Here is a 21,314-nt window from a genome sequence, read left to right as displayed (position 1 = left end):
GAACGGCAGCGATGCCAATCCCCGCCTCTACCATACCGAGCATCGTGGTGACGTGACGCGTTTCGCAGACGCTGGGGCGCCCGGGAATAATATCCCCCAGCATCCGATCGAGCAGGTTACGGTTACCTGACGTTTTATCGAGGGAGATATAATCCTGCTGGTAAAACGCCTGCCACGTCAGGTGACTCTTCTGCGCCACGGGGTGATCCTTTCGGCACGCCGCGACGTAGACATCCTCCACCAGCGGGAAAAACTCGATTTCTGACGGCAGATTTCCTGCAAAGCAGATACCAAAATCCGCCTGGCTGCGGGCCACGGCGTCAATCACATTCCCCGCGCTGCTGTCGATGAGCTTGATGCGAACGCGCGGATAGCGAGACTGAAAACGCCGGATCACGTCGGGCATAAAGTAACAGGCCGCGGAAGGTACCGCGGCAACCGCGATCAGCCCCGTCCGCTCTTCGCTGGCCTTATCGACATCCGCCAGCATTGACTCCACGCTGTCGAGCAGCTGCGCGGAGCGCTCGGCAAAGTTTTGCCCGTAGAGCGTCAGCGCCACGCGGCGGGTGGTGCGATCGAACAGCCTGTTTCCCAGCGCGGCTTCTAGCTTTTCAATCCTGCGGCTCAGCGCCGACTGGGATAAGCAGATAGATTCAGCGGCGACACGGAAGTTACCGTATTCCACTAACGCTCTGAAAGCATAAAGATCGTTAAGGTCAAAATTCACGGGCATAGCGTCTGGATGTCCTGTCATGGAATACGCAACAAAGTCAAAAATAATAGCGTCTTATTGACCTGCCGCAACCGCCCAGGCGTTGAAATACCGATCAGAGGTCGTTGAGATGCAGGCGGACGTACCCGGCGCGGTCGGTAATGGCCTGCCGATCCTCTTCCGTCATGTCCGCAAGCTGTTTAAAGACAATGCCCAGGCGGGGATTGTTGCCGAGACGCGCCTGATTGCGCGCAAAGAAGTCCCAGTAAAGGGCATTGAAGGGGCAGGCCTGCTCTCCGGTACGCTGGTTGTGCTGATACCGGCACCCCTGACAGTAATTACTCATCTTATGAATGTATGACGCGCTTGAGACGTAGGGCTTACTGGCCAGCAACCCGCCATCGCCAAACTGGCTCATGCCGAGGGTATTGGGCAGTTCCACCCACTCAAAGGCGTCAATATAGACGCCCAGATACCATTCATGAACCGCCTGCGGCGACAGGCCGCTGAGCAGGCTAAAGTTTCCAATGACCATCAGGCGCTGGATATGGTGGGCGTAAGCCTCGGTGAGCGACTGCCCAACGGCATGCGCCAGGCAGCGCATCTGCGTTTTGCCCGTCCAGAACCAGTCCGGCAGCGGGGCGTGCTGGTCTAAGGCATTCAGTTCCCGATAGCCGGGCATCTGCGACCAGTAGATCCCGCGCACATACTCCCGCCAGCCGAGAATTTGCCGGATAAACCCTTCAACGGCAGGCAGCGGCGCGTGGCCCAAACGCCACGCCTGCTGGGCGGCGGCAACCACTTCCCGCGGATTAAGCATCTTTGTATTCAGCGCAAACGAAATTAACGAATGGAAAAGAAAAGGTTCCTCCGTGTGCATCGCGTCCTGCCAGTTTCCAAACTGCGGGAGCACGTGCGTGATAAATTCATTCAGCCTGGCTTTGGCTTCAGAACGGTTGAGCGGCCAGCGAAAATTGTCGGCCTGCGGTTCGCCGAAGGTCTTTACGCCGCAGCGTTGGATCTCCGCCCATAAGGCGGAACGATCGTGGCAGGGACGCGCGTCCCCAGGCGCGGGAGGCTCGCCGGACCAGCGCTTGCGGTTTTCAGCATCGAAATTCCATTTCCCCCCTTCCGGCTCGCCTGCTGACGTCAACAGGACGCCGTGCCGACGACGCATTTCCCGGTAAAAGTACTCCATTCGCCAGCTTTTGCGTGACGCAAAAAACGCGCTGACCTGTTCCCGCACGGTGAAAAAATGCTCGCTGCTGACGCAGGCCGTTTCAACGGAGACCGTTTTCGCCCACGCCTGCAGCTGCGTATCAAGACGCCATTCGTCGGGCTCCTGCCATATCACCCTGCCCGCGCCGTAATGCGCGACAAGCGCGTTGAGATTGTCTTCCAGCGCGCCGCGGTTCGAGCTGTCAGAAAGTCGGACATACCTCACCCGATGCCCCTTCTCCTTTAATGCAGAGGCAAACGCCCGCATGGCGGCGAAGATAGCGATAACTTTCTGGGCGTGATGAAGCACATAGGCGGTTTCTGCCCGGAGTTCCAGCATCACGTAAATGATGTTCGGACTGCAGGTATCAAACCAGCTGTGATGCGGATTAAGCTGATCGCCCAGGATCAGACGTAGCTCGGTCAACGGTGGCTCCTGCGACAGCGCTCAGAACAGTATTTAACCTCATTCCAGCATTTCGCCCATTTCTTGCGCCACGTCATGGGCCGCTGGCAGTGCACACACAGTCGACTGGGCAGGTCCTGCTTGTTACCTTTGAAATCGCTCATCTTTTCAATACCGTACTGATTTATTCACCCCACCTGCGGATAAAGGCTACGACAGACTTCACAAAATGAAGGTGATGCCCGCAAACCGCTACCCACCGCTACGTACGAAATGATAGTTTATTCAGGCTGGATTTGTCGCAGCAGGCGATATTCTGGCATCTTAACCTAACCTGACTTTCCCATTTTTGTTCAAGTGACGAGTTTGCGAGCAAAGCGATGATAAAGTGGCCCTGGAAAACGAATGAGGCTGGCCGGGATGTGGCGCTGCCATGGGATGACGCGCTGACGATCCCTGTTCTGGCTAATCTAAACCCGGATGAACAATCGAAACTGGTTCAGCTGGCGGATCGTTTTTTACAGCAAAAGCGCCTGGTGCCGCTGCAGGGGTTTGAACTCGATCCCCTGAAAAACGCCCGCATCGCGCTGCTTTTCTGTCTGCCGGTGCTTGAACTCGGCATTGAGTGGCTGGACGGTTTCCACGAAGTGCTTATCTATCCTGCGCCGTTCGTGGTGGATGACGAATGGCAGGACGATATTGGGCTGGTGCATAACCAGCGCGTGGTGCAGTCCGGACAAAGCTGGCAGCAAGGGCCGATTATCCTCAACTGGCTCGATATTCAGGACTCGTTCGACGCCTCCGGTTTTAATCTAATTATCCATGAAGTGGCACACAAGCTGGACACCCGCAACGGCGATCGCGCCAGCGGCGTCCCGCGGATCCCGCTTCGCGAAGTGGCGGGCTGGGAGCACGACCTGCACGCGGCGATGGATAACATCCAGGATGAAATAGACCTGGTGGGCGAAAGCGCGGCCAGCATTGACGCCTATGCGGCAACCGACCCGGCAGAGTGCTTTGCGGTGCTCTCCGAGTACTTCTTCAGCGCGCCCGAGCTCTTCGCGCCCCGTTTTCCGGCCCTCTGGCAACGTTTCTGCCAGTTTTATCAGCAGGATCCGCTACAGCGCCTGCGGCAGAATGAGGCGTCCGGCGGGCATTCGTCCCGCCAGTTTCATTAAGCTTTTTCAGCAGGGGTACGCTCGGTTGACCATACCCCTATGCTCAGGGCTAAAAACAGCAATGCCATTCCCCACGCGGCCACCGTTAAAGACTGCTCCCCGTAAAAGCGCGTCACGACCGGCACCATCAGCGCGCTGACGCCGTAGCCTAACGTGTGGCTGGTGGCGATGACGCCCGCCCCTTTCCCCGTGGTTAGCCGATCGTTCAGCAGCAGCTGGTAGCCCGGCGTGGCCATCGCCGCCCCGAGTGACGTGATAACAATCCCCACGTAGAACAGCGCTAAACCGGCGACAGACATCAGCCCAAGCCCAGCCACCATCAGCACCGCCGCGATGCTGAGCAATGTCACCGGGCTGAAATGCTGCGGGCGGACCACCAGAAACTGTGCCGCGAGCGTGGCCAGCGCGGCCAGGCTCAGCAGAAGCGCAACATGATGGCTGATGTCCCGGGCGTTACCGTCCAGCAAGGGGCTAAGATGCGGTGACAGGCCAATCTGCATCAGGCTCACCAGCGCCGCCAGCAGCAGCGCCAGCAGCAGGAACGGCAGCATGGAGGCCTGCAGGCGGGTTGCCTGATGGGCTACCGGCGGCAGCGGCGGATCGGCGACTTCGCGAAGCACCAGCAGCAGAGCGAGAAGCGGCGCAACCGCCATCAGCCAGAGCGGCGCCACCGGATTAACGCTGAGCATCAGCGCCGCCAGCGGCGGGCCGAGCAAACGCCCGCAGCTGAGGCCGGAGCTTATCGTCGCCAGCGCCGCCATTCTTTTCTCCAGTCCCGCACGCTGAATCGCCCACGTCTGGGCCGCAGGCACCAGCCCCGAGACCGTCAGTCCGTAGAGCAGGCGCGAGAATATAAGCCCCGCCAGCCCCCAGACCGTATCCAGCCTTCCGGCCGCCATCGCCCAGACCACCAGCGCCATCACGACGAAACTGGCCAGATAGCCGCTTAGCGAGGCCAGCATGACGGACTTACACCCCTTCCGCTCGCTCTGACGCCCCCACCAGGGCGAGGCCGGTAAAAAGAGCATGGATCCAAACATCAACAGCCCGGCCCAGACCGAGAGTGACAGCCCGGTCAGGGTGACCAGCTGCGGGAGCATCACCAGCAAACCGTTTTGCCCGATGCCCAGTAACCCCGCAGATAGCGCCAGGGGCCAGTTAGCTTTTGAAGTGACGTTTTCCGTCAAGGTTTCAGAGTCAGCGCGCATGAGAATGTGAACATAGTGTCAATAAATGTGTGGAAATTATGAAGTTTATGAAAACAAATATTGCAAAAATGGTTGCGAGTGTAAACAGAATGAATATCATAACGAGAATTATTATCAATCATGGAATGAGGTACATCTATGCGTGCTCTGCTCCGCGCCGCCGGTACAGACGTTGCAGCCCAGTGCTTTTTAAACGCCCTGTTGCGTGAAACGAAGGACTGGCGCTATCTCCCCGCTACCGATGCGGATGCACTATCTGAGATCCATATCCCGCTTTCCCAAACCCAGGCGCTTCGGGTGCCGGTACGCTATTTCTCACCCACCCAGCATCATCAGTACCGTTTCCCGGCAACGCGGATTCAGAGCAACAGCGACAGGGGTGACGCCGTCACTTTCCCTCAACTGCTTGATTTAATTCTTGAAAAACCGTCCGTAAAAGGCTCGCTGGATGCCGATACGCTGGCGCGTTTTAAGCAGCGCGTTCTCGAAAGCCATGCACACACCTGGCAGGCGATTGATTTACGCCACCGCTGGGCAACCCTGCGCGATAAGCCGCTGACGTTTGCCGAAGCGGAACAGGCGCTGCTGGTCGGCCATGCGTTTCACCCGGCACCGAAGTCCCACGAGCCGTTCAACGAAGCCGAGGCGCGCCGCTATTTGCCCGATTTCGCCTCCCGCTTCCCGCTGCGCTGGTTTGCCGTTGAGAGCACGCTCGTTGCCGGCGACAGCCTGAACGTCTCCCTGCGTGAGCGTCTGCTGCGCTTTGCGGCCCAGAGCGCGCCCGAGCTGCTCGGCCACTTTACCGACACCCGCTGGCTGCTGCCGATGCACCCGTGGCAGGCCGACTATCTGCTGGAGCAGAACTGGTGCCAGCGTCTGGTGGAAAACGGTTCGTTGCAGGACCTGGGTGAAGCGGGCGCACAGTGGCTGCCCACCAGCTCCTCCCGCTCGCTGTACAGCGAGACCAACAGCGACATGATTAAGTTCTCCCTCAGCGTGCGCCTGACCAACTCCGTGCGGACGCTGTCGGTGAAAGAGGTGAAGCGCGGCATGCGCCTGGCGCGTCTGGCAAAAACGGAACGCTGGCAGGATTTACAGGCGCGCTACCCGACCATGCGCGTGATGCAGGAAGACGGCTGGGCGGGGCTGCGTGACGAGAGCGGCACTATTCAGGAAGAGAGCCTGATGGCCCTGCGCGTCAATCTGCTGTTCGATACGCCAGACACCCAGACCAACGTGCTGGTGAGCCTGACGCAGGCCGCGCCGGACGGCGGTGACAGCCTGCTCGCCGCGGCGGTGCGCCGTCTGAGCCAGCGTCTTGATTTACCGCTCGCCCAGGCCGCCCGCTGCTGGCTGGACGCCTACTGCGACCGCGTATTGCTTCCGCTGTTCAGCGCCGAGGCGGACTACGGTCTGGTCCTTCTGGCGCACCAGCAAAATATCCTCGTTGAGATGCAGCAGGATTTCCCGGTCGGGCTGATCTACCGCGACTGCCAGGGCAGCGCGTGGACCGAAGGCGCCGACGCGTGGCTGAAAGAGGCGGGCGAAACTGAGGTGGAAAACCGCTTCGGCGAGAGCCAGCTGCTGCGCTACTTCCCTTACTACCTGCTGCTGAACTCTACCCTTGCCGTCACCGCCGCCCTCGCCGCCGCCGGTTTCGACAGCGAAGAGAGCCTGATGTCCCGGGTGCGCGACGCGCTGGCAGAACTGCGCCGCACGGCGAAGCAGACCCGCTGCCTCGACTACGTGCTCGACAGCCCGACCTGGAACTGCAAAGGCAACTTCTTCTGCTACCTGCACGATCGCAATGAAAACACCATCGCCGATCCGGCGGTGATCTATTTCGACTTTAGCAACCCGTTCTACAAGGAGAAGGCGTGATGGCTATCGCGAATATCGTCCATTCCGGCTACGGCTTTCACTGCACCGCAACGGATCGCGCCCTGCCGCTGGCGTTGGGTCTCGACGGCAGCGCGGTGCTGGAGCGTCTGAAGGGGATCCCGGACGGCTGGCTGGTGGAAGCCCTGGATCAGCTGTTTGTGGCCGCCCCCGCGCTGACCGGCATTACGTTGCCGTGGGCGGACTGGCAGGATGAACCCCAGGCGCAGGCGCTGTTTGGCCTGGCCCACGGTGATTATCTGGCGCGCGACGCCTTCTGGCAATTGCCGCTGTGGCTGAAGGGCGAACGCCTGCAGGCGAGCGGCGGAATGCAGTTTGACGAGAGCCGTCAACTGTACTTCCCGCTGCGCCCTCGCCGCCCGCAGGGTGAGGTGTATCGCCGTTACGATCCGCAAATTAAGCGTACCCTCAGCTTCCGCGTGGCCGACGTGGCGCTGGACGGCGAGCGTTTTACCCGCTGGATGAATAACCCGCGTGTGAACGCCTTCTGGGAGATGGCGGGCCCGCAGGCCGAGCAGGAAAACTACCTGCGCCGTCAGCTCGACTCGACCTACTGCTACCCGGTTATTGGCTGCTTCGACGATCAACCGTTTGGCTATTTTGAACTCTACTGGGCACCGGAAGACCGCATTGGCCGCCACTACCGCTGGCAGCCGTTTGACCGCGGGCTGCACATGCTGGTGGGCGAAGAGAACTGGCGCGGCGCGCAGTACATCCGCAGCTGGCTGCGCGGTCTGAGCCACTACCTGTATCTCGATGAACCGCGCACCACGCGCATCGTGGCCGAGCCGCGCTTCGACAACCAGCGCCTGTTCCGTCACCTTTCCTCTGCCGGTTTTGACACGGTGAAAGAGTTCGACTTCCCGCATAAACGCTCGCGCCTCATTATGAGCCAGCGTCACCGCTTCTTCAGCGAGGTGGGCCTGTGAACGCGCTCTGGGAAAAAGTGAACCGCGAGATGGTGGCGAAGATCCTCGCCGAGCTGGAATACGAGCGCACCCTGCGCGCCGAGCCGGTTTCGTCGGACGGCTGGCGCATCGCCATGGGCAACGCGTCCTGGCAGTTTTGCGCCACGCGCGGGATCTGGGGCTGGCTGCATATCGACCCGGACAGCCTGACCACCGCCAGCGGCGATGCCGTCGAAGCGGAAAGCGCGCTGCTGCAGCTGGCGACGGTGCTGGAGATGAGCGACGCGCAAACGGCAGAGCACATGGAGGACCTCTACGCCACGCTGCGCGGCGACATGCAGCTGCTGCAGGCGCGTGACGCGCTGGATGCGGACGCGCTGATCCACCTCGATCCGGACGAATTACAGTGCCTGATGCGCGGTCACCCGAAGTTTATTTTCAACAAAGGTCGCCGCGGCTGGGGGCTGGACGCGCTGCGCCAGTACGCACCGGAGTACCGCGGACGTTTTCGTCTGCACTGGGTTGCCGTTCAGCGAGAGCATCTGGTCTGGAGCAGCGACGCCGATTGCGATATCAGCGCCCTGCTGGCGAGCGCCATGGACAACGCCGAGCGCGCCCGCTTTGACGCCCGCTGGCAGGCGCTGGGCCTCGACGAGAGCTGGCTGCCGGTGCCGCTGCACCCGTGGCAGTGGCAGCAGAAGATCGCCATTCATTTCCTGCCGCAGCTGGCGCGCGGTGAGATGGTTGAGCTGGGCGAGTTTGGCGATGAGTACCTGGCGCAGCAGTCTCTGCGCACGCTCACCAACGCCAGCCGTCGCGCGCCGTTTGACATCAAGCTTCCGCTGACGATCTACAACACCTCCTGCTATCGCGGTATTCCGGGCAAATACATTGCCGCCGGGCCGCTGGCCTCGCGCTGGCTGCAGCAGCAGTTTGCCACCGACGCCACGCTTGCCCGCTCTGGCGCGCAGGTACTTGGCGAACCCGCCGCCGGATATCTGTCGCATCCGGGCTATGCGGCGCTGCCGAAAGCGCCGTACCGCTATCAGGAGATGCTGGGGGTGATCTGGCGCGAGAACCCGTCCTGCTATCTGCAGGAGGGTGAACAGGCGGTGCTGCTGGCGGCGCTGATGGAAACCGATAACGCCGGGCGCCCGCTCATCGACGCGTGGATCAACCGTTCCGGGCTAAGCGCCGACGCGTGGCTGGAAAAGCTGTTTGAGGCATCGGTGATCCCGTTCTATCACCTGCTCTGCCGCTACGGCGTGGCGCTGATCGCCCACGGGCAGAACGTGACGCTGGTGATGAAGGACTCTATCCCACAGCGCATCCTGCTGAAGGATTTCCAGGGCGATATGCGCCTGGTGGATGAAGATTTCCCGCAGGCCCAGAGCCTGCCGGAACAGGTGAAGGCCGTCACGGCGCGCCTGAGCGCGGATTACATCATCCACGATCTGCAAACCGGCAACTTCGTGACGGTGCTGCGCTTTATTTCACGCCTCACGCTGCAAAGCGGCGTCAGCGAAACGCGTTTCTATCAGATCCTCGCCGGCGTTCTGCACCGCTATATGGCCGCGCACCCCGAGCTTGCCGAGCGCTTTGCGACGTTCGACCTGTTTAAGCCGCAGATTATTCGCGTGATCCTCAACCCGGTCAAACTGACCTTCTCCGAACACGACGGCGGCAGCCGCATGCTGCCGAACTACGTCACCGACCTTGATAACCCTCTTTTTCTGGCCTCCCGGGAGTCCGCGCAATGAAAACCTATGATTTCATCGGCATTGGTATCGGCCCGTTTAACCTTAGCATCGCCGCCCTCGCAGAAGGGCTGGACGGCTTTAGCTCGCTGTTTCTTGAGCGCAAACCGCACTTTTCCTGGCACCCGGGGATGATGGTGCCGGACTGCCACATGCAGACCAGCTTCCTGAAGGATCTGGTCAGTGCCGTCGAGCCGACCAACCGCCACAGCTTCCTGAACTACCTGGTGCAGCGTAAAAAGTTCTACCGCTTCCTGACCACCGAGCAGCGCACCGTTTCACGGGAGGAGTTTGCCGACTACCTGTGCTGGGCGGCGGACAACCTCACCAACCTCGCCTTCAGCCAGCAGGTACAACAGGTGAGCTTTGATGAGAAAAGCGGCCTGTTTGAGGTAGTGACCCAGCGCGATCGCTTCCTGGCGCGCCACGTCTGCGTGGGGATCGGTAAGCAGATCAACCTGCCGGACTGCGTCACGGCGCAGGACGATACCTGCTTCCACGCCAGCGAGATGATGCTGCGCACGCCGGATCTCGCGGGCAAGCGCGTCACCGTTGTCGGCGGCGGCCAGAGCGGCGCCGACCTGTTCCTGAATATTTTCCGCGGCGAATGGGGCCAGCCGCTGAGCCTGAACTGGGTCTCGCGGCGCAACAACTACAACGCGCTGGATGAAGCCGCCTTTGCTAACGAGTATTTCACGCCGGAGTACGTGGACAGCTTCTCCACGCTCGGTGAAGAGGCGCGTCGTCAGATGTTGCACGAGCAGAAGATGACCTCCGACGGGATCACCACCGAGTCCCTGCTGGCGATTTACCGCGCCATGTACCACCGCTTTGAAGTGCTGCGTGAAAAACCCTGGGCGCACCTGATGCCGTCCCGCTCGGTGACGGCCCTGACGCGCCTGGAAAACGGACAGCGTCTGAGCATACAGCATCACCTCGACGGCGGCCGTGAGCAGCTGGAGAGTGACGTTGTGATTTTCGCCACCGGCTATCGCGCCGTGCAGCCTGCGTTCCTGGCGCCGCTGTCTCACCGCCTGCATCTGGATACGGACGAAGCCTTCTGCATCAACAACGATTTCACCCTCGAATGGGACGGCCCGCAGAGTAACCGCCTGTTTGCCGTGAATGCCGGGATGCACCGTCTCGGCATTGCCGAACCCCAGCTCAGCCTGATGGCCTGGCGCGCGGCGCGAATTCTGAATCGCGCGCACGCCGACGAGCCGTTTGAGCTGGCTACCACCCCCGGCGTTATCCACTGGCGAAGCACCACCAGCCCGGAGAACAGCCAGGTTTTTAAATCATTAGCAAAAACCACCGAGTACTGACACACACAATCAGGGTCAACATAACAATGAAACGTTCTCATCTTTGGGTTTTAAATCCTTGCTTGCTTGCAATGCTTTCTACCTCTGCGTGGGCGGAAGAACAAAAGGAAGAAAATATCGTGGTCTCCGCCAGCCGCGCGCACCGCAGCGTGGCGGAGATGGCGCAGACCACCTGGGTCATCGAGCGGGCTGAAATTGAGCAGCAGGTTCAGGGCGGGAAAGAGATTAAAGAAGTGCTGGCGCAGCTGATTCCGGGCATGGACGTCAGCAGCCAGGGGCGTACCAACTACGGCATGAACCTGCGCGGCCGCTCCATGATGGTGATGGTGGACGGCGTGCGCCTGAACTCGTCCCGCAGCGACAGCCGCCAGCTCGACTCTATCGATCCGTTCAACATTGACCGTATCGAGGTTATCTCCGGCGCCACGTCACTCTACGGCGGCGGCAGTACCGGCGGTCTGGTGAACATCGTCACCAAAAAAGGCCAGCCTGAGACCGAAGTCGAATTCCAGACCGGGGCTAAAAGCGGGTTCAACAGCCACAACGACCACGATGAGAACGTGTCGGCAGCGGTCAGCGGCGGCAACGATAACGCGTCCGGTCGTCTGTCGGTGTCGTATCAGCGCTACGGCGGCTGGTATGACGGCAACGGCGACGAGGTGATCATTGATAACACCCAGACCGGCTTACAGTATTCTGACCGTATCGACGTGATGGGCACAGGCACCCTCAACATCGACGATCATCAACAGCTGCAGCTGACGACCCAGTACTACAAGAGCGAGTCCGACGGCAAGCATGGTCTGTATCTCGGGAAGAATTTCTCGGCGGTCACGGGGGATGCGACCGCGTACAACAAAGGTAACCTCGATTCTGACCGCGTGCCGGGTACCGAGCGCCATCTGATCAACCTGCAATACTCCAATACCGACTTCTGGGGCCAGGATCTGGTCGCGCAGATTTACTATCGCGACGAGAGCCTGACCTACTATCCGTTCCCAACCCTGACCAAAGGTGTGGTCACCAGCATCGGCGCGTCGCAGCAGAAAACCGATTTCTACGGCGGCAAGCTGACGCTGAACAGCAAACCGGTGGACGATTTGACGCTGACCTGGGGTATGGATGCCGACCACGAAACCTTCGACGCCAACCAGCAGTTCTTCAACCTGAAAAAAGCTGCGGCAAGTGGCGGCATGGAGCTGGATAACGCCTACAACGTGGGCCGCTACCCGGGTTATAGCATCACTAACCTCGCCCCGTTCCTGCAGGCCAGCTATGACATTGACGCCATCACCCTGAGCGGCGGCGTGCGCTACCAGTACACCGAGAACAAGGTGGACGACTTTGTCGGTTACACCCAGCAGCAGGCCATCGCTACCGGGAAAGCCACCTCCGCCGACGCGGTGCCGGGCGGGAAAACCGATTACAACAACTTCCTGTTTAACGCCGGGATCCTCGGTCGCCTGACCGAACAGCAGCAGCTGTGGTTTAACTTCTCCCAGGGCTTCGAAATTCCGGACCTGGCGAAGTACTACGGCTCCGGGACCTATCAGCTCAGCAACGGTCACTATCGCCTGCTGAACAGCGTCAACGTCAACGACTCGAAGCTGGACGGTATCAAGGTCAACGCTTATGAGCTGGGCTGGCGCTACACCGGGGATAACCTGCGCACCCAGGTTGCGGCATATTACTCGCTCTCGGATAAAACCATCACCATCAACAAGACGGACATGACCATCAACCTGGAAGACGACAAGCGTCGTATCTACGGGGTGGAAGGTCAGGTGGACTATTTCTTCACCGACAGCGACTGGAGCACGGGCGCGAACTTTAACGCCATTAAGTCTGAAACCCGCGAAAACGGGAAATGGGAGAAGCTGACGGTCGACAGCGCCAGCCCGTCGAAAGCCAGCGCGTGGGTCAACTGGGCGCCGGGCGACTGGACCCTGCGCGTGCAGAGCACGCAGACCTTTGACGTCTCTGACGCCGACGGCAAGAAGATCGATGGCTACAACACGGTCGACTTCCTGGGCAGCTACGCCCTGCCGGTGGGTAAAGTCAGCTTCAGCGTGGAGAACCTGCTGGACAAAGACTATACCACCGCCTGGGGCCAGCGCGCGCCGGGGCTGTATAGCCCAACCTACGGTGCACCGGGCCTGTATACCTATAAAGGCCGTGGACGGACGTTTGGTCTGAACTACTCCGTACTGTTCTAATCCCGAGCGCCGCCTGCGGGCGGCGCATTTTGCTGTGTAATTTCGAAGCAAATTTACTATAAAATCAGCGATTTGCTGAAATTGTCGGCAAACGAACAAAAAGCGCGATTTCACCCTTTGACAAGGCGAACTGAGGTCGCTACTATGCGCCTCGTTCACACGATTCCTCTGTAGTTCAGTCGGTAGAACGGCGGACTGTTAATCCGTATGTCACTGGTTCGAGTCCAGTCAGAGGAGCCAAATTTGAAAAGCCTGCTTTTAAAGCAGGCTTTTTGCTTTTCTGCGTCGGGTAAAATTGTCGGGTGGCGGCTTCGCCTTACCCGACCTACGGGACTGCATCTCTGAAGTTAACTCTGAATCGCATCCAGCCTGGCAATCACCTTAATCTCAAACTTAAATCCGTACAGCCACGTCACGCCGATCCCGGTCAAGGTAGGATAAGGCGCGTCCCCCCAATATTCTGGCAGGATACTCCAGATAGCGTCGAGGTTTGACTCGGGATCGACGACAAAGAGGGTCACGTCAACCAAGTCAGCGAACGTGCAGCCCGCAGCCGCGAGGACAGCATTAAGATTATCGAAGGCCAGCCTGACCTGCGCTTTCAGATCGGGTTCAGGCGAACCATCCTCGCGACTACCCACCTGCCCCGAAACGAACAAGAAACCGTTGGATTTGATGGCCGGTGAATAGCGATTGCGCTCATAGAGCGCCTGTCGACCGGAGGGAAAAACGGCTTCGCGTGCTGTCATGTTTGTACCTTTGCAATAGGGCAAAATCAGCCCGTTGAACATAAAGACACTTTACAGGTGCAGGTTCGGGCGGATAAACAAGCGACTTTGTCCATCATTGTTTGTAATATCCAAACAATCGGTGAAAAGAGAGGATAAGGAATGGATCGTTTCGACGCGATGCGCGCCTTTGCTCGCGTGGTTGAGGCAGGTAGTTTCACAAAGGCTGCCCAAACGCTTCATATGAGCAAAACCACGGTGACGCAGCTCATTCAGCAGCTGGAAGCGCGCCTGCGCGTCAAATTGCTCCATCGCACCACCCGCAGGCTCGGTGTGACCCCCGATGGCGCGGTCTACTACGAACGCGTCATCCGCCTGCTGGCGGACATGGAAGATACTGAAAACAGCCTGTCCAGCGCGACGATGACGCCCAGGGGGCGGCTACGGGTAGACGTGCCCAGTCCGCTGGCCCGCCTCATCCTGGTGCCGGCGCTTCCGGCTTTTCACGCACGCTACCCGGATATCCAGTTCGATATGGGCGTGAGCGACCGGGTGGTGGATCTGATCGGCGACAACGTGGATTGCGTCCTGCGCGGCGGCGAAATCAACGACCAGTCCCTGATCGCACGCCATGTCGGCGATTTGCAAATCGGTGTTTACGTCGCACCGAGCTATCTGGAACGCCTCGGCGCCCCTGCGCACCCGCGAGAGCTGGAAAACACCGACCATCGCATTGTAGGGTTCTTGTCCTCGCGCACCGGTAAGATTGATCCGCTGGTACTGCGCAGTGAGAGTGAACATATTGACATCACGGGGAGCTATGTCCTTGCCGTGGATGATGGCAATGCTTACCTCGAAGCTGGGTTAGCCGGGTTAGGCGTGATTGCGCTGCCGGTCTATATGGCAGAAGCGCATCAGGCTTGTGGTTCCTTGATTCGGCTATTCGAACATTGGCGTATTAAGCCAATGCCCCTGTACCTGGCATTTCCGCCTAACCGCCACGTCAACGCCAGACTGCGCGTTTTTATTGATTGGATCGTTGAATTGATGCAGCAGCATGTCCCTAATTCCAATAATAAGTCACTCCCTCCCAGACCCTGATTCGCTCATTAGGGTTAGTTACTTTCCACAGCACTCACCGCTCGCCGCCAGGCCGCCACCTCCTCATCCAGCCACGCCACAAAAAGCCCCACCTCCGGCTTCTCCTCCTTTGACTGCGCTGTCACCAGCCAGTAAGGCCAGGGATATGGCGCAGTGATGGAGGTTAGCTGGACCAGTTCACCTCGGGTGATGGCATCCTGAACCAGAGAGCGACGCTCCAGCGCGATGCCTTTCCCGAGCCGAACGGCTTCGATAATGATATTGGAGTCGTTAATACATAAACCGCCAGGCACAATCTCTTTCTCCAGCCCCGCATTCACGCACCACGTTTTCCACGACTCCATGGAGAAAATAATATGACTCTTTGCAATCTCCGCTGGCGTAGCGGGCAGCACGCCCCCGTTATAGCCCGGTGTGGCCACCACAATGAGCTCATCGGAAAAAAGATAATGACTTTCGCTCCCTTCCCAGTTTCCCTGCCCCATCCGTATCGCGATATCTATCCCTTCCTGCTGCAGGCTGGTGACCGTCAGACTGGCCTGGATCCGCAGGGTAATAAGCGGATACTTCGCCCGAAAACGAGCCAGACGCGGTAATAACCAGTGGCATCCAAATGACGGCACCATCGCCAGCGTCAACTCCTGCTTTCTCGGCTTCACCTGCACGAGCCGGGTGGCATCCGCGATGTGGTTCAACGCCTCGCGTACCTGTAAGGCATAGAGCCGCCCTTCTTCGTTGATCTGCACTCCTCGCCCCTGACGGATAAACAGCTTTACGCCCACCATCTCCTCCAGCGTTTTGATCTGCTGGCTGATAGCGGAATGGGTAACGTGGAGTTCTTTCGCCGCCAGCGTCACGCTGCCAAGACGGGCGACGGCTTCAAAGCTTCGCAAACTGGCAATGGGTGGAAAATCCGACATGAAAGCACTTCCTTATCTGCGCTGGATATACAGCGGCAACCTGACCATATGTCAGTAATACTAACCCTTACGGTAAGATACTGAAGATATTCGCCATGCAAATTGTATTGTAATGTCGGGTCATCCTTTTCAATGACGCGTTCTTTCACACAGACAGGAAAACGGGAAAGATGATTAAGCTTGTTGGCATGATGGATTCACCTTATGTACGGCGCGTGGCGATCTCCCTTGAGCTTTATGGGGTTGAGTTTGAAAGCCAGCCGCTGTCAGTCTTTAGCACCTTCGACGCATTCTCCCGGATCAACCCCGCGGTAAAAGCCCCGACGCTGGTTCTGGATAACGGAATACGTCTGATGGATTCCTCGCTGATTCTGAATTATTTTGAGGCTCAGGCCGACCCCGAGCGGAGACTCCTGCCCGTCGCGCCGGATGCGCAGGCAAACGATCTTCAGACGCTGGGCTTTATTCTCGCCGCCGCTGAGAAAGCTGTGCAAAATGTGTATGAACACAACCTGCGTCCGGTGGAAAAGCAGCACGTTTCATGGGTCGAACGCATTACAATCCAGCTGCTGGCGGCCTGCAGGGAATGGAATACCTTACTGGAGGGGCGTCCCGCCACCGCCGTTCCCGATCAGGTTGCCGTCACGAGCACGGTTGTCTGGACTTTTATTCAGTCGATGATCCCGCAGATCGTTAACGCAGCGGATTTTAGAACGATTCAGGCGTTTGCCGAATCATTCGAATCACAGGCGGTCTTTAGAAAATACCCATTCAGCTAAGTGGCGAGCCCGGTAAGCACTCGCCACCGGGCAAACCCGCACCTAAATCTGATAATCAATCGCCACTTCTTCTGGCTCCATCACCTGCCGTTTAATCTCGTCCACCGACAGCCCGGCGTTGCAGAGCTCGATAAAGCGCCACACATAGTTACGCTGCAGCTGTCCGCGCTTCAGGCCAAGCCATACGGTGTTGGCGTCAAACAGATGACGCGTGTCAAGACGCACCAGGTTCCCGTCCTCGCGTTCTCCGCTGGACTGTTCCGCCACCAGGCCAATACCCAGACCCAGCTCGACGTAGGTTTTGATGACGTCAGAGTCCTGCGCGCTCAGCACGATGTCGGGCGTTAACCCTTTACGATTGAAGGCCTCGTCTATGCGCGAACGTCCCGTGATCCCCTGGCGATAAGTAATGAGCGGCCATTTCGCAACGTCTTCCAGCGTCAGGGGAGAGACCTGATTCAGCGGATGATCGACCGGGAGCAGTAAGCTGTGATACCAGCGGAACCAGGGGAACGCCACCAGCAGCGGGTCGTTGCTCAGGCGTTCGCTGGCGATACCGATATCCGCCCCACCGTTTTGCAGCAGCACTTCAATTTCCTGCGGCGTGCCCTGGATAAGCTCCAGACGCACCTCCGGAAAAAGTTCGCGGAACGCCTTAATCACCGGCGGCAGGCTGTAGCGCGCCTGGGTATGGGTGGTGGCGATGGTGAGCACGCCGGAGGCATCATTGGTGAAGAGATCCGCCAGACGACGCACGTTGCTGGCCTCGTTGAGGATCCGCTCAGCGATGGTGAGCAATGCTTTACCCGGCTCCGTCATGCCGAGCAGCCGCTTGCCGCGACGGATAAAGATCTCTATGCCCAGCTCCTCTTCCAGCTCGCGGATATGGCGGCTGACGCCGGACTGAGAGGTATAAAGCATATTGGCGACCTCGGTCAGGTTGTAGTCCCGCCTGGCCGCCTCACGGATAATTTTAAGCTGCTGGAAATTCACGATTCACTCCGGCGCATCTGACATAGCTCTATTGTTAGAGTCAGCCGAGCTGCAGAACAAATAATAAAAACCAGCATCTTATGCTTTTATGGAATATCAGCTCACGAGCTGGAGTTCACGGTTCTCAAGCGATGGCTTGCTGACCAGCGACATCAGAATCTCTTTTACCGCCTGCGCCTGTGGCGACAGCGAACCGCGTGCGGACATGTTCAGCGAGAGCGGCAGGCTCATGGAAGGCGTGGTGATCCGCGCCATCCAGCCGTTCGCCGCGCTGCACAGCGAACGCGCGGCGGATTCCGGCAGCACGGTGACGCCCATGCCGCTGGCAATGGCTGCGGTCAGCGTGGAGATCGAGTCAATTTCGCCGATGATTTTGGCCGTCAGGCGGCGCAGGGAGAACGCTTCGTCCACGCGCACGCGCACGGCGCTGTAGTCGCGCGGTAGATAGAGGTTCATCTCTGCCACGGCGGTAAGGTCGACACTCTGGCCCGGACAGTCGCGGGTGCCCACGAGATAGAGATCTTCCTTCAGCAGCGGCTGGCTGGTGATCCCGGCCACCGGGGAGCGATCGTAAAGCACCGCCATGTCCAGCTGGCCGTTGAGCAGTTTGTCATTCAGTACGGACCCGCTGTTTTCGTGCAGGTACACCAGCACTTCAGGCAGCTCAGCGCGAACGGCCTGCAGCAGCGGCATGGTAATAGAGGACGCGGCCGTTCCCGGCGCCAGGCCAATAGAAACGTGTCCGCTCAGGGTCTGACCCACGTTATTCACCGCCAGCTGCGCCTGCTCGCACTGGCGCAGAATCGTGCGCGCATGGGTATAGAGAATTTTTCCGGCTTCCGTTGGCGTGACGCCGCGTTTGGTGCGGATCAACAGCTGCTGATCCATCTCGCCTTCCAGAGTAGCCACCTGCTGGCTCAGCGCAGGCTGCGCGATATGCAGCACTTCTGCTGCTTGAGTCAGGCTGCCGATATCGACGATTTTTACGAAGTATTTCAGTCGTCTTAAGTTCATTTTGCCCCCTGTTCGAAATGCTGTGCCGGAACCGGCTGTCGTTGTTGAACAGGTTTTGCAATATGAATGCCACTTTTACCAGGCGGTCTGAATCGGGCGCTAAGCGCCTGAAAATAAGGAAACCTAATCATGGAGGGGGGTTTTATTACCGAAACAGCAGTTTATGATCTGCCCCATTAGAGGTATATCCGCACCAAAGCGGTGCATTCCGCTGTCAAAAACAGCACTTTGCCGATTTTGTCAGCAAACGATCAAAAGGCGGCGATCCACCCTTTGACAAGGTGAACGCAGGTCGATAATATGCGCCCCGTTCACACGATTCCTCTGTAGTTCAGTCGGTAGAACGGCGGACTGTTAATCCGTATGTCACTGGTTCGAGTCCAGTCAGAGGAGCCAAATTTGAAAAGCCTGCTTTTAAAGCAGGCTTTTTGCTTTTCTGGGTTGGGTTAAATTGTCGGGTGGCGGCTGCGCCTTACCCGACCGACAAAAACCTCGAATCGTAGGCCGGGTAAGGCAACGCCGCCACCCGGCGAAAATGTCCTCAATTGCCGAGCTTCACCGGCATCCCTGACCGCCGTTCCAGCTCAGCACCTGCACCCTCGTTGATCAACTCTGTCCGCAGCGCGGCCGATATCGGCAGCGGCACTTTCCGGGTCGATTCAAATTCCGCACGGTTACGTGACAACGGCTCATGCACTTCCACCCAGCGGCTGCCGTCCGGTTCCGTGGTGACTTTAACGGGCCGATCGATAAGCTGCACGCGGGTTCCGACGGGAACATTATCGAAAAGGTATTTGATGTCGTTATTCCGCAGACGAATACAGCCCTGGCTCACCCGCAGCCCGATGCCGAAATTGGAGTTTGTGCCGTGTATGGCATAGAGCCTGCCGATATAGATTGCATACAGCCCCATCGGGTTATCCGGCCCGGCGGGCACGAAGGCAGGCAGCGTTTTTCCCTCTGCCGCATAGGCACGGCGCGTTTTGGGCGTCGGAGACCAGGTGGGTCCCACCTGCTTACGTTCAACCGCCGTTACCCAGTTACGCGGGGTTTCGCGCCCGGCCTGACCGATGCCGATGGGCAGCACTTCAACGGTATTGCTGCCCGGCGGGTAATAGTAGAGACGCATTTCCGCCACGTTAATGACAATCCCCTCGCGAACGGTGTCGGGCAAAATCAGCTGCTGGGGAATGACCAGCCGGGTGCCGGATTTGGGCAAAAAAGGATCCACGCCCGGGTTCGCTTCCAGCATATTGCTCAACCCCTGCCCGTATTGCGCGGCAAACGCCTCAAGCGGTAACGTATTATGATCCGGCACGGTAATGACCTGCGAGCTCCCCACCAGGCGACTGCCCGCCGGCGGTAAAGGATAGCTCACCGCCTGCACGCTCTGGCTGATGAGTAACGCAGCAAGACAGCCCAACGCCTTTTTACGACACATATTCCCTTCCTCAGTCGCTTCGCTCTTTAGTAAGCATAGCGTAGCCGTTTTGCATTACCCATCAGGAAATAAAATCAGTTTGCACAGGCCCCCTGTCGCGGTAGTCTCATAGGTTCCGTTTATATGACGGCCGCTATGTGAGTGACCTTTTCTTATACCAATAATTAAAAATCAGTGCAGACAGGACAACTATGGACTCCACTCTCACCTCCACACATCCCAACGAGGAGACACCTTCGCTCAATCGTGCCCGCCGCGCCGCACTCGGCAGCTTCGCGGGTGCCGTCGTCGACTGGTATGATTTTCTGCTCTACGGCATTACCGCCGCGCTGGTGTTTAACCGCGAATTTTTTCCGCAGGTCAGCCCCGCGATGGGCACCCTCGCCGCGTTTGCCACCTTCGGCGTCGGTTTTCTGTTTCGCCCGCTGGGCGGGGTGATCTTCGGCCACTTTGGCGACCGCCTCGGCCGCAAGCGCATGCTGATGCTTACCGTCTGGATGATGGGGATCGCCACGGCGCTGATTGGCATTCTCCCGTCGTTTTCCGCGATTGGCTGGTGGGCACCGGTATTGCTGGTGACATTACGGGCGATTCAGGGCTTCGCCGTGGGCGGTGAATGGGGCGGCGCGGCGCTGCTATCCGTTGAGAGCGCGCCCAAAAATAAGAAAGCGTTTTACAGCAGCGGCGTGCAGGTCGGATACGGCGTGGGTCTGCTCCTTTCTACCGGGCTGGTCTCCTTGATCAGCCAGCTTACCACCGACGAGCAGTTCCTGAGCTGGGGCTGGCGCATTCCGTTCATCTTCAGCATCGTGCTGGTCATCGCCGCGCTGTGGATCCGTAACGGCATGGAGGAGTCGGCAGAGTTCGAAAAGCAGCAGGAAAAACCGGCCGTCAAAAAAAGGCTGCCGGTCATGGAGGCACTCGTCCGGCATCCTGGCGCTTTTCTGAAAATTATTGCCCTGCGCCTGTGTGAACTGCTGACGATGTATATCGTCACGGCGTTTGCCCTGAACTACTCGACGCAGAACCTCGGCCTGCCGCGTGAACTGTTCCTGAATATCGGCCTGGTGGTTGGCGGGATCAGCTGCCTGACCATCCCCTGCTTTGCCTGGCTGGCGGACCGCTTTGGCCGCCGTCGCGTCTATATCACCGGGGCGCTGGTGGGAACCCTCAGCGCCTGGCCATTCTTTATGGCGCTGGAGGCGCAGTCGATCTTCTGGATTGTCTTCTTCGCCATCATGCTCGCCAACGTCGCTCACGACATGGTGGTCTGCGTCCAGCAGCCGATGTTTACCGAACTGTTCGGCGCCAGCTACCGCTACAGCGGCGCGGGCGTGGGCTACCAGGTCGCAAGCGTGGTCGGCGGCGGGTTTACGCCATTTATTGCCGCCGCGCTGGTGACCTTCTCCGGCGGAAACTGGCACAGCGTGGCGATTTATCTGCTGGCCGGTTGCCTGCTCTCTGCTGCGACGGCCCTGGTGATGAAAGAGCCCCGCCACACCTGATCGCCC

18 protein-coding genes and 2 tRNA genes are annotated in these 21,314 nt (G+C 58.9%); 11 read left to right on the top strand and 9 right to left on the bottom strand.

The window, feature by feature from the left end:
- From B498_RS20100 to B498_RS21935, 3 genes are all read right to left on the bottom strand, one after another.
- A partial coding sequence (locus tag B498_RS20100; RefSeq protein WP_008499490.1) for a LysR family transcriptional regulator occupies positions 1-733 on the bottom strand: 733 nt, incomplete at its 3' end.
- A 94-nt stretch (positions 734-827) separates the two neighbouring features.
- Positions 828-2,357 carry a cryptochrome/photolyase family protein gene (locus B498_RS20105; protein ID WP_008499489.1) on the bottom strand — a complete coding sequence of 510 codons (1,530 nt, stop codon included), beginning with the start codon at positions 2,355-2,357 and terminating at the stop codon, positions 828-830.
- Positions 2,354-2,500, bottom strand: a complete 147-nt coding sequence (locus tag B498_RS21935; RefSeq protein ID WP_071530926.1) for a DUF2256 domain-containing protein — start codon at positions 2,498-2,500, stop codon at positions 2,354-2,356. Before B498_RS21935 ends, B498_RS20105 begins: the two co-directional genes overlap by 4 nt.
- 216 nt (positions 2,501-2,716) lie before the next feature.
- On the opposite strand from B498_RS21935, the gene mtfA reads away from it, so the two are divergent.
- Positions 2,717-3,514 carry a DgsA anti-repressor MtfA gene (gene mtfA, locus B498_RS20110; protein ID WP_008499488.1) on the top strand — a complete coding sequence of 266 codons (798 nt, stop codon included), beginning with the start codon at positions 2,717-2,719 and terminating at the stop codon, positions 3,512-3,514.
- Here the strand turns inward: mtfA and B498_RS20115 are convergent.
- On the bottom strand, positions 3,511-4,722 hold the full coding sequence (locus B498_RS20115; RefSeq protein WP_008499487.1) for an MFS transporter: 1,212 nt from the start codon (positions 4,720-4,722) through the stop codon (positions 3,511-3,513). The genes mtfA and B498_RS20115 overlap by 4 nt on opposite strands.
- Before the next feature lie 138 nt (positions 4,723-4,860).
- On the opposite strand from B498_RS20115, the gene B498_RS20120 reads away from it, so the two are divergent.
- The 6 genes from B498_RS20120 to B498_RS20145 all read left to right on the top strand — a co-directional run bounded on the left by B498_RS20120 (position 4,861) and on the right by B498_RS20145 (position 13,067).
- Complete coding sequence (locus B498_RS20120) at positions 4,861-6,603, top strand: IucA/IucC family protein (protein ID WP_008499486.1); 1,743 nt, start codon at positions 4,861-4,863, stop codon at positions 6,601-6,603.
- Positions 6,603-7,550, top strand: coding sequence for a GNAT family N-acetyltransferase (locus B498_RS20125; protein WP_008499485.1), 948 nt, complete (start codon positions 6,603-6,605; stop codon positions 7,548-7,550). Before B498_RS20120 ends, B498_RS20125 begins: the two co-directional genes overlap by 1 nt.
- Positions 7,547-9,289, top strand: a complete 1,743-nt coding sequence (iucC, locus tag B498_RS20130; RefSeq protein WP_008499484.1) for an IucA/IucC family protein — start codon at positions 7,547-7,549, stop codon at positions 9,287-9,289. The genes B498_RS20125 and iucC overlap by 4 nt, the downstream gene beginning before the upstream one ends.
- Complete coding sequence (locus tag B498_RS20135) at positions 9,286-10,611, top strand: lysine N(6)-hydroxylase/L-ornithine N(5)-oxygenase family protein (protein ID WP_008499483.1); 1,326 nt, start codon at positions 9,286-9,288, stop codon at positions 10,609-10,611. Before iucC ends, B498_RS20135 begins: the two co-directional genes overlap by 4 nt.
- A 26-nt stretch (positions 10,612-10,637) precedes the next feature.
- Complete coding sequence (locus B498_RS20140; protein ID WP_008499481.1) at positions 10,638-12,827, top strand: TonB-dependent siderophore receptor; 2,190 nt, start codon at positions 10,638-10,640, stop codon at positions 12,825-12,827.
- 164 nt (positions 12,828-12,991) lie between these two features.
- Positions 12,992-13,067, top strand: a tRNA-Asn gene (locus tag B498_RS20145).
- Between the two features lie 107 nt (positions 13,068-13,174).
- Here the strand turns inward: B498_RS20145 and B498_RS20150 are convergent.
- Complete coding sequence (locus B498_RS20150; RefSeq protein WP_008499480.1) at positions 13,175-13,576, bottom strand: RidA family protein; 402 nt, start codon at positions 13,574-13,576, stop codon at positions 13,175-13,177.
- A gap of 141 nt (positions 13,577-13,717) precedes the next feature.
- Between B498_RS20150 and B498_RS20155 the strand changes: the two genes are divergently transcribed.
- Positions 13,718-14,656: a LysR family transcriptional regulator gene (locus tag B498_RS20155; protein WP_008499479.1), complete on the top strand. Its 939-nt coding sequence runs from the start codon at positions 13,718-13,720 to the stop codon at positions 14,654-14,656.
- 14 nt (positions 14,657-14,670) lie between these two features.
- On the opposite strand, the gene B498_RS20160 is transcribed toward B498_RS20155, so the two are convergent.
- Positions 14,671-15,576 (bottom strand): LysR substrate-binding domain-containing protein, encoded by a 906-nt coding sequence (locus B498_RS20160; protein WP_008499478.1) that lies wholly within the window; start codon positions 15,574-15,576, stop codon positions 14,671-14,673.
- A gap of 170 nt (positions 15,577-15,746) precedes the next feature.
- Here B498_RS20160 and B498_RS20165 point away from each other — a divergent pair, with 170 nt between their 5' ends.
- On the top strand, positions 15,747-16,355 hold the full coding sequence (locus B498_RS20165) for a glutathione S-transferase family protein (RefSeq protein WP_008499477.1): 609 nt from the start codon (positions 15,747-15,749) through the stop codon (positions 16,353-16,355).
- Between the two features lie 42 nt (positions 16,356-16,397).
- Here the strand turns inward: B498_RS20165 and cbl are convergent, their stop codons facing one another.
- Both cbl and nac read right to left on the bottom strand, forming a co-directional pair.
- On the bottom strand, positions 16,398-17,348 hold the full coding sequence (gene cbl, locus B498_RS20170; RefSeq protein ID WP_008499476.1) for an HTH-type transcriptional regulator Cbl: 951 nt from the start codon (positions 17,346-17,348) through the stop codon (positions 16,398-16,400).
- Between the two features lie 96 nt (positions 17,349-17,444).
- Positions 17,445-18,362 (bottom strand): nitrogen assimilation transcriptional regulator NAC, encoded by a 918-nt coding sequence (nac, locus tag B498_RS20175; RefSeq protein WP_008499475.1) that lies wholly within the window; start codon positions 18,360-18,362, stop codon positions 17,445-17,447.
- Between the two features lie 320 nt (positions 18,363-18,682).
- On the opposite strand from nac, the gene B498_RS20180 reads away from it, so the two are divergent.
- Positions 18,683-18,758, top strand: a tRNA-Asn gene (locus tag B498_RS20180).
- A gap of 145 nt (positions 18,759-18,903) precedes the next feature.
- Here B498_RS20180 and ldtA read toward each other — a convergent pair.
- Positions 18,904-19,803 carry a L,D-transpeptidase gene (gene ldtA, locus B498_RS20185; protein ID WP_008499473.1) on the bottom strand — a complete coding sequence of 300 codons (900 nt, stop codon included), beginning with the start codon at positions 19,801-19,803 and terminating at the stop codon, positions 18,904-18,906.
- 191 nt (positions 19,804-19,994) lie between these two features.
- Here ldtA and shiA point away from each other — a divergent pair, with 191 nt between their 5' ends.
- Complete coding sequence (shiA, locus tag B498_RS20190) at positions 19,995-21,308, top strand: shikimate transporter (RefSeq protein WP_008499472.1); 1,314 nt, start codon at positions 19,995-19,997, stop codon at positions 21,306-21,308.
- The last annotated feature ends 6 nt before the right edge of the window (positions 21,309-21,314 follow it).

Origin of the sequence: Enterobacter sp. SST3 (genome assembly GCF_000286655.1) — a bacterium.
GTDB classification, from domain to species: Bacteria; Pseudomonadota; Gammaproteobacteria; order Enterobacterales; family Enterobacteriaceae; genus Enterobacter; species Enterobacter roggenkampii.
Note: the sequence above shows the minus strand (reverse complement) of the source record. Positions and strands in the feature narration are given on the sequence as shown.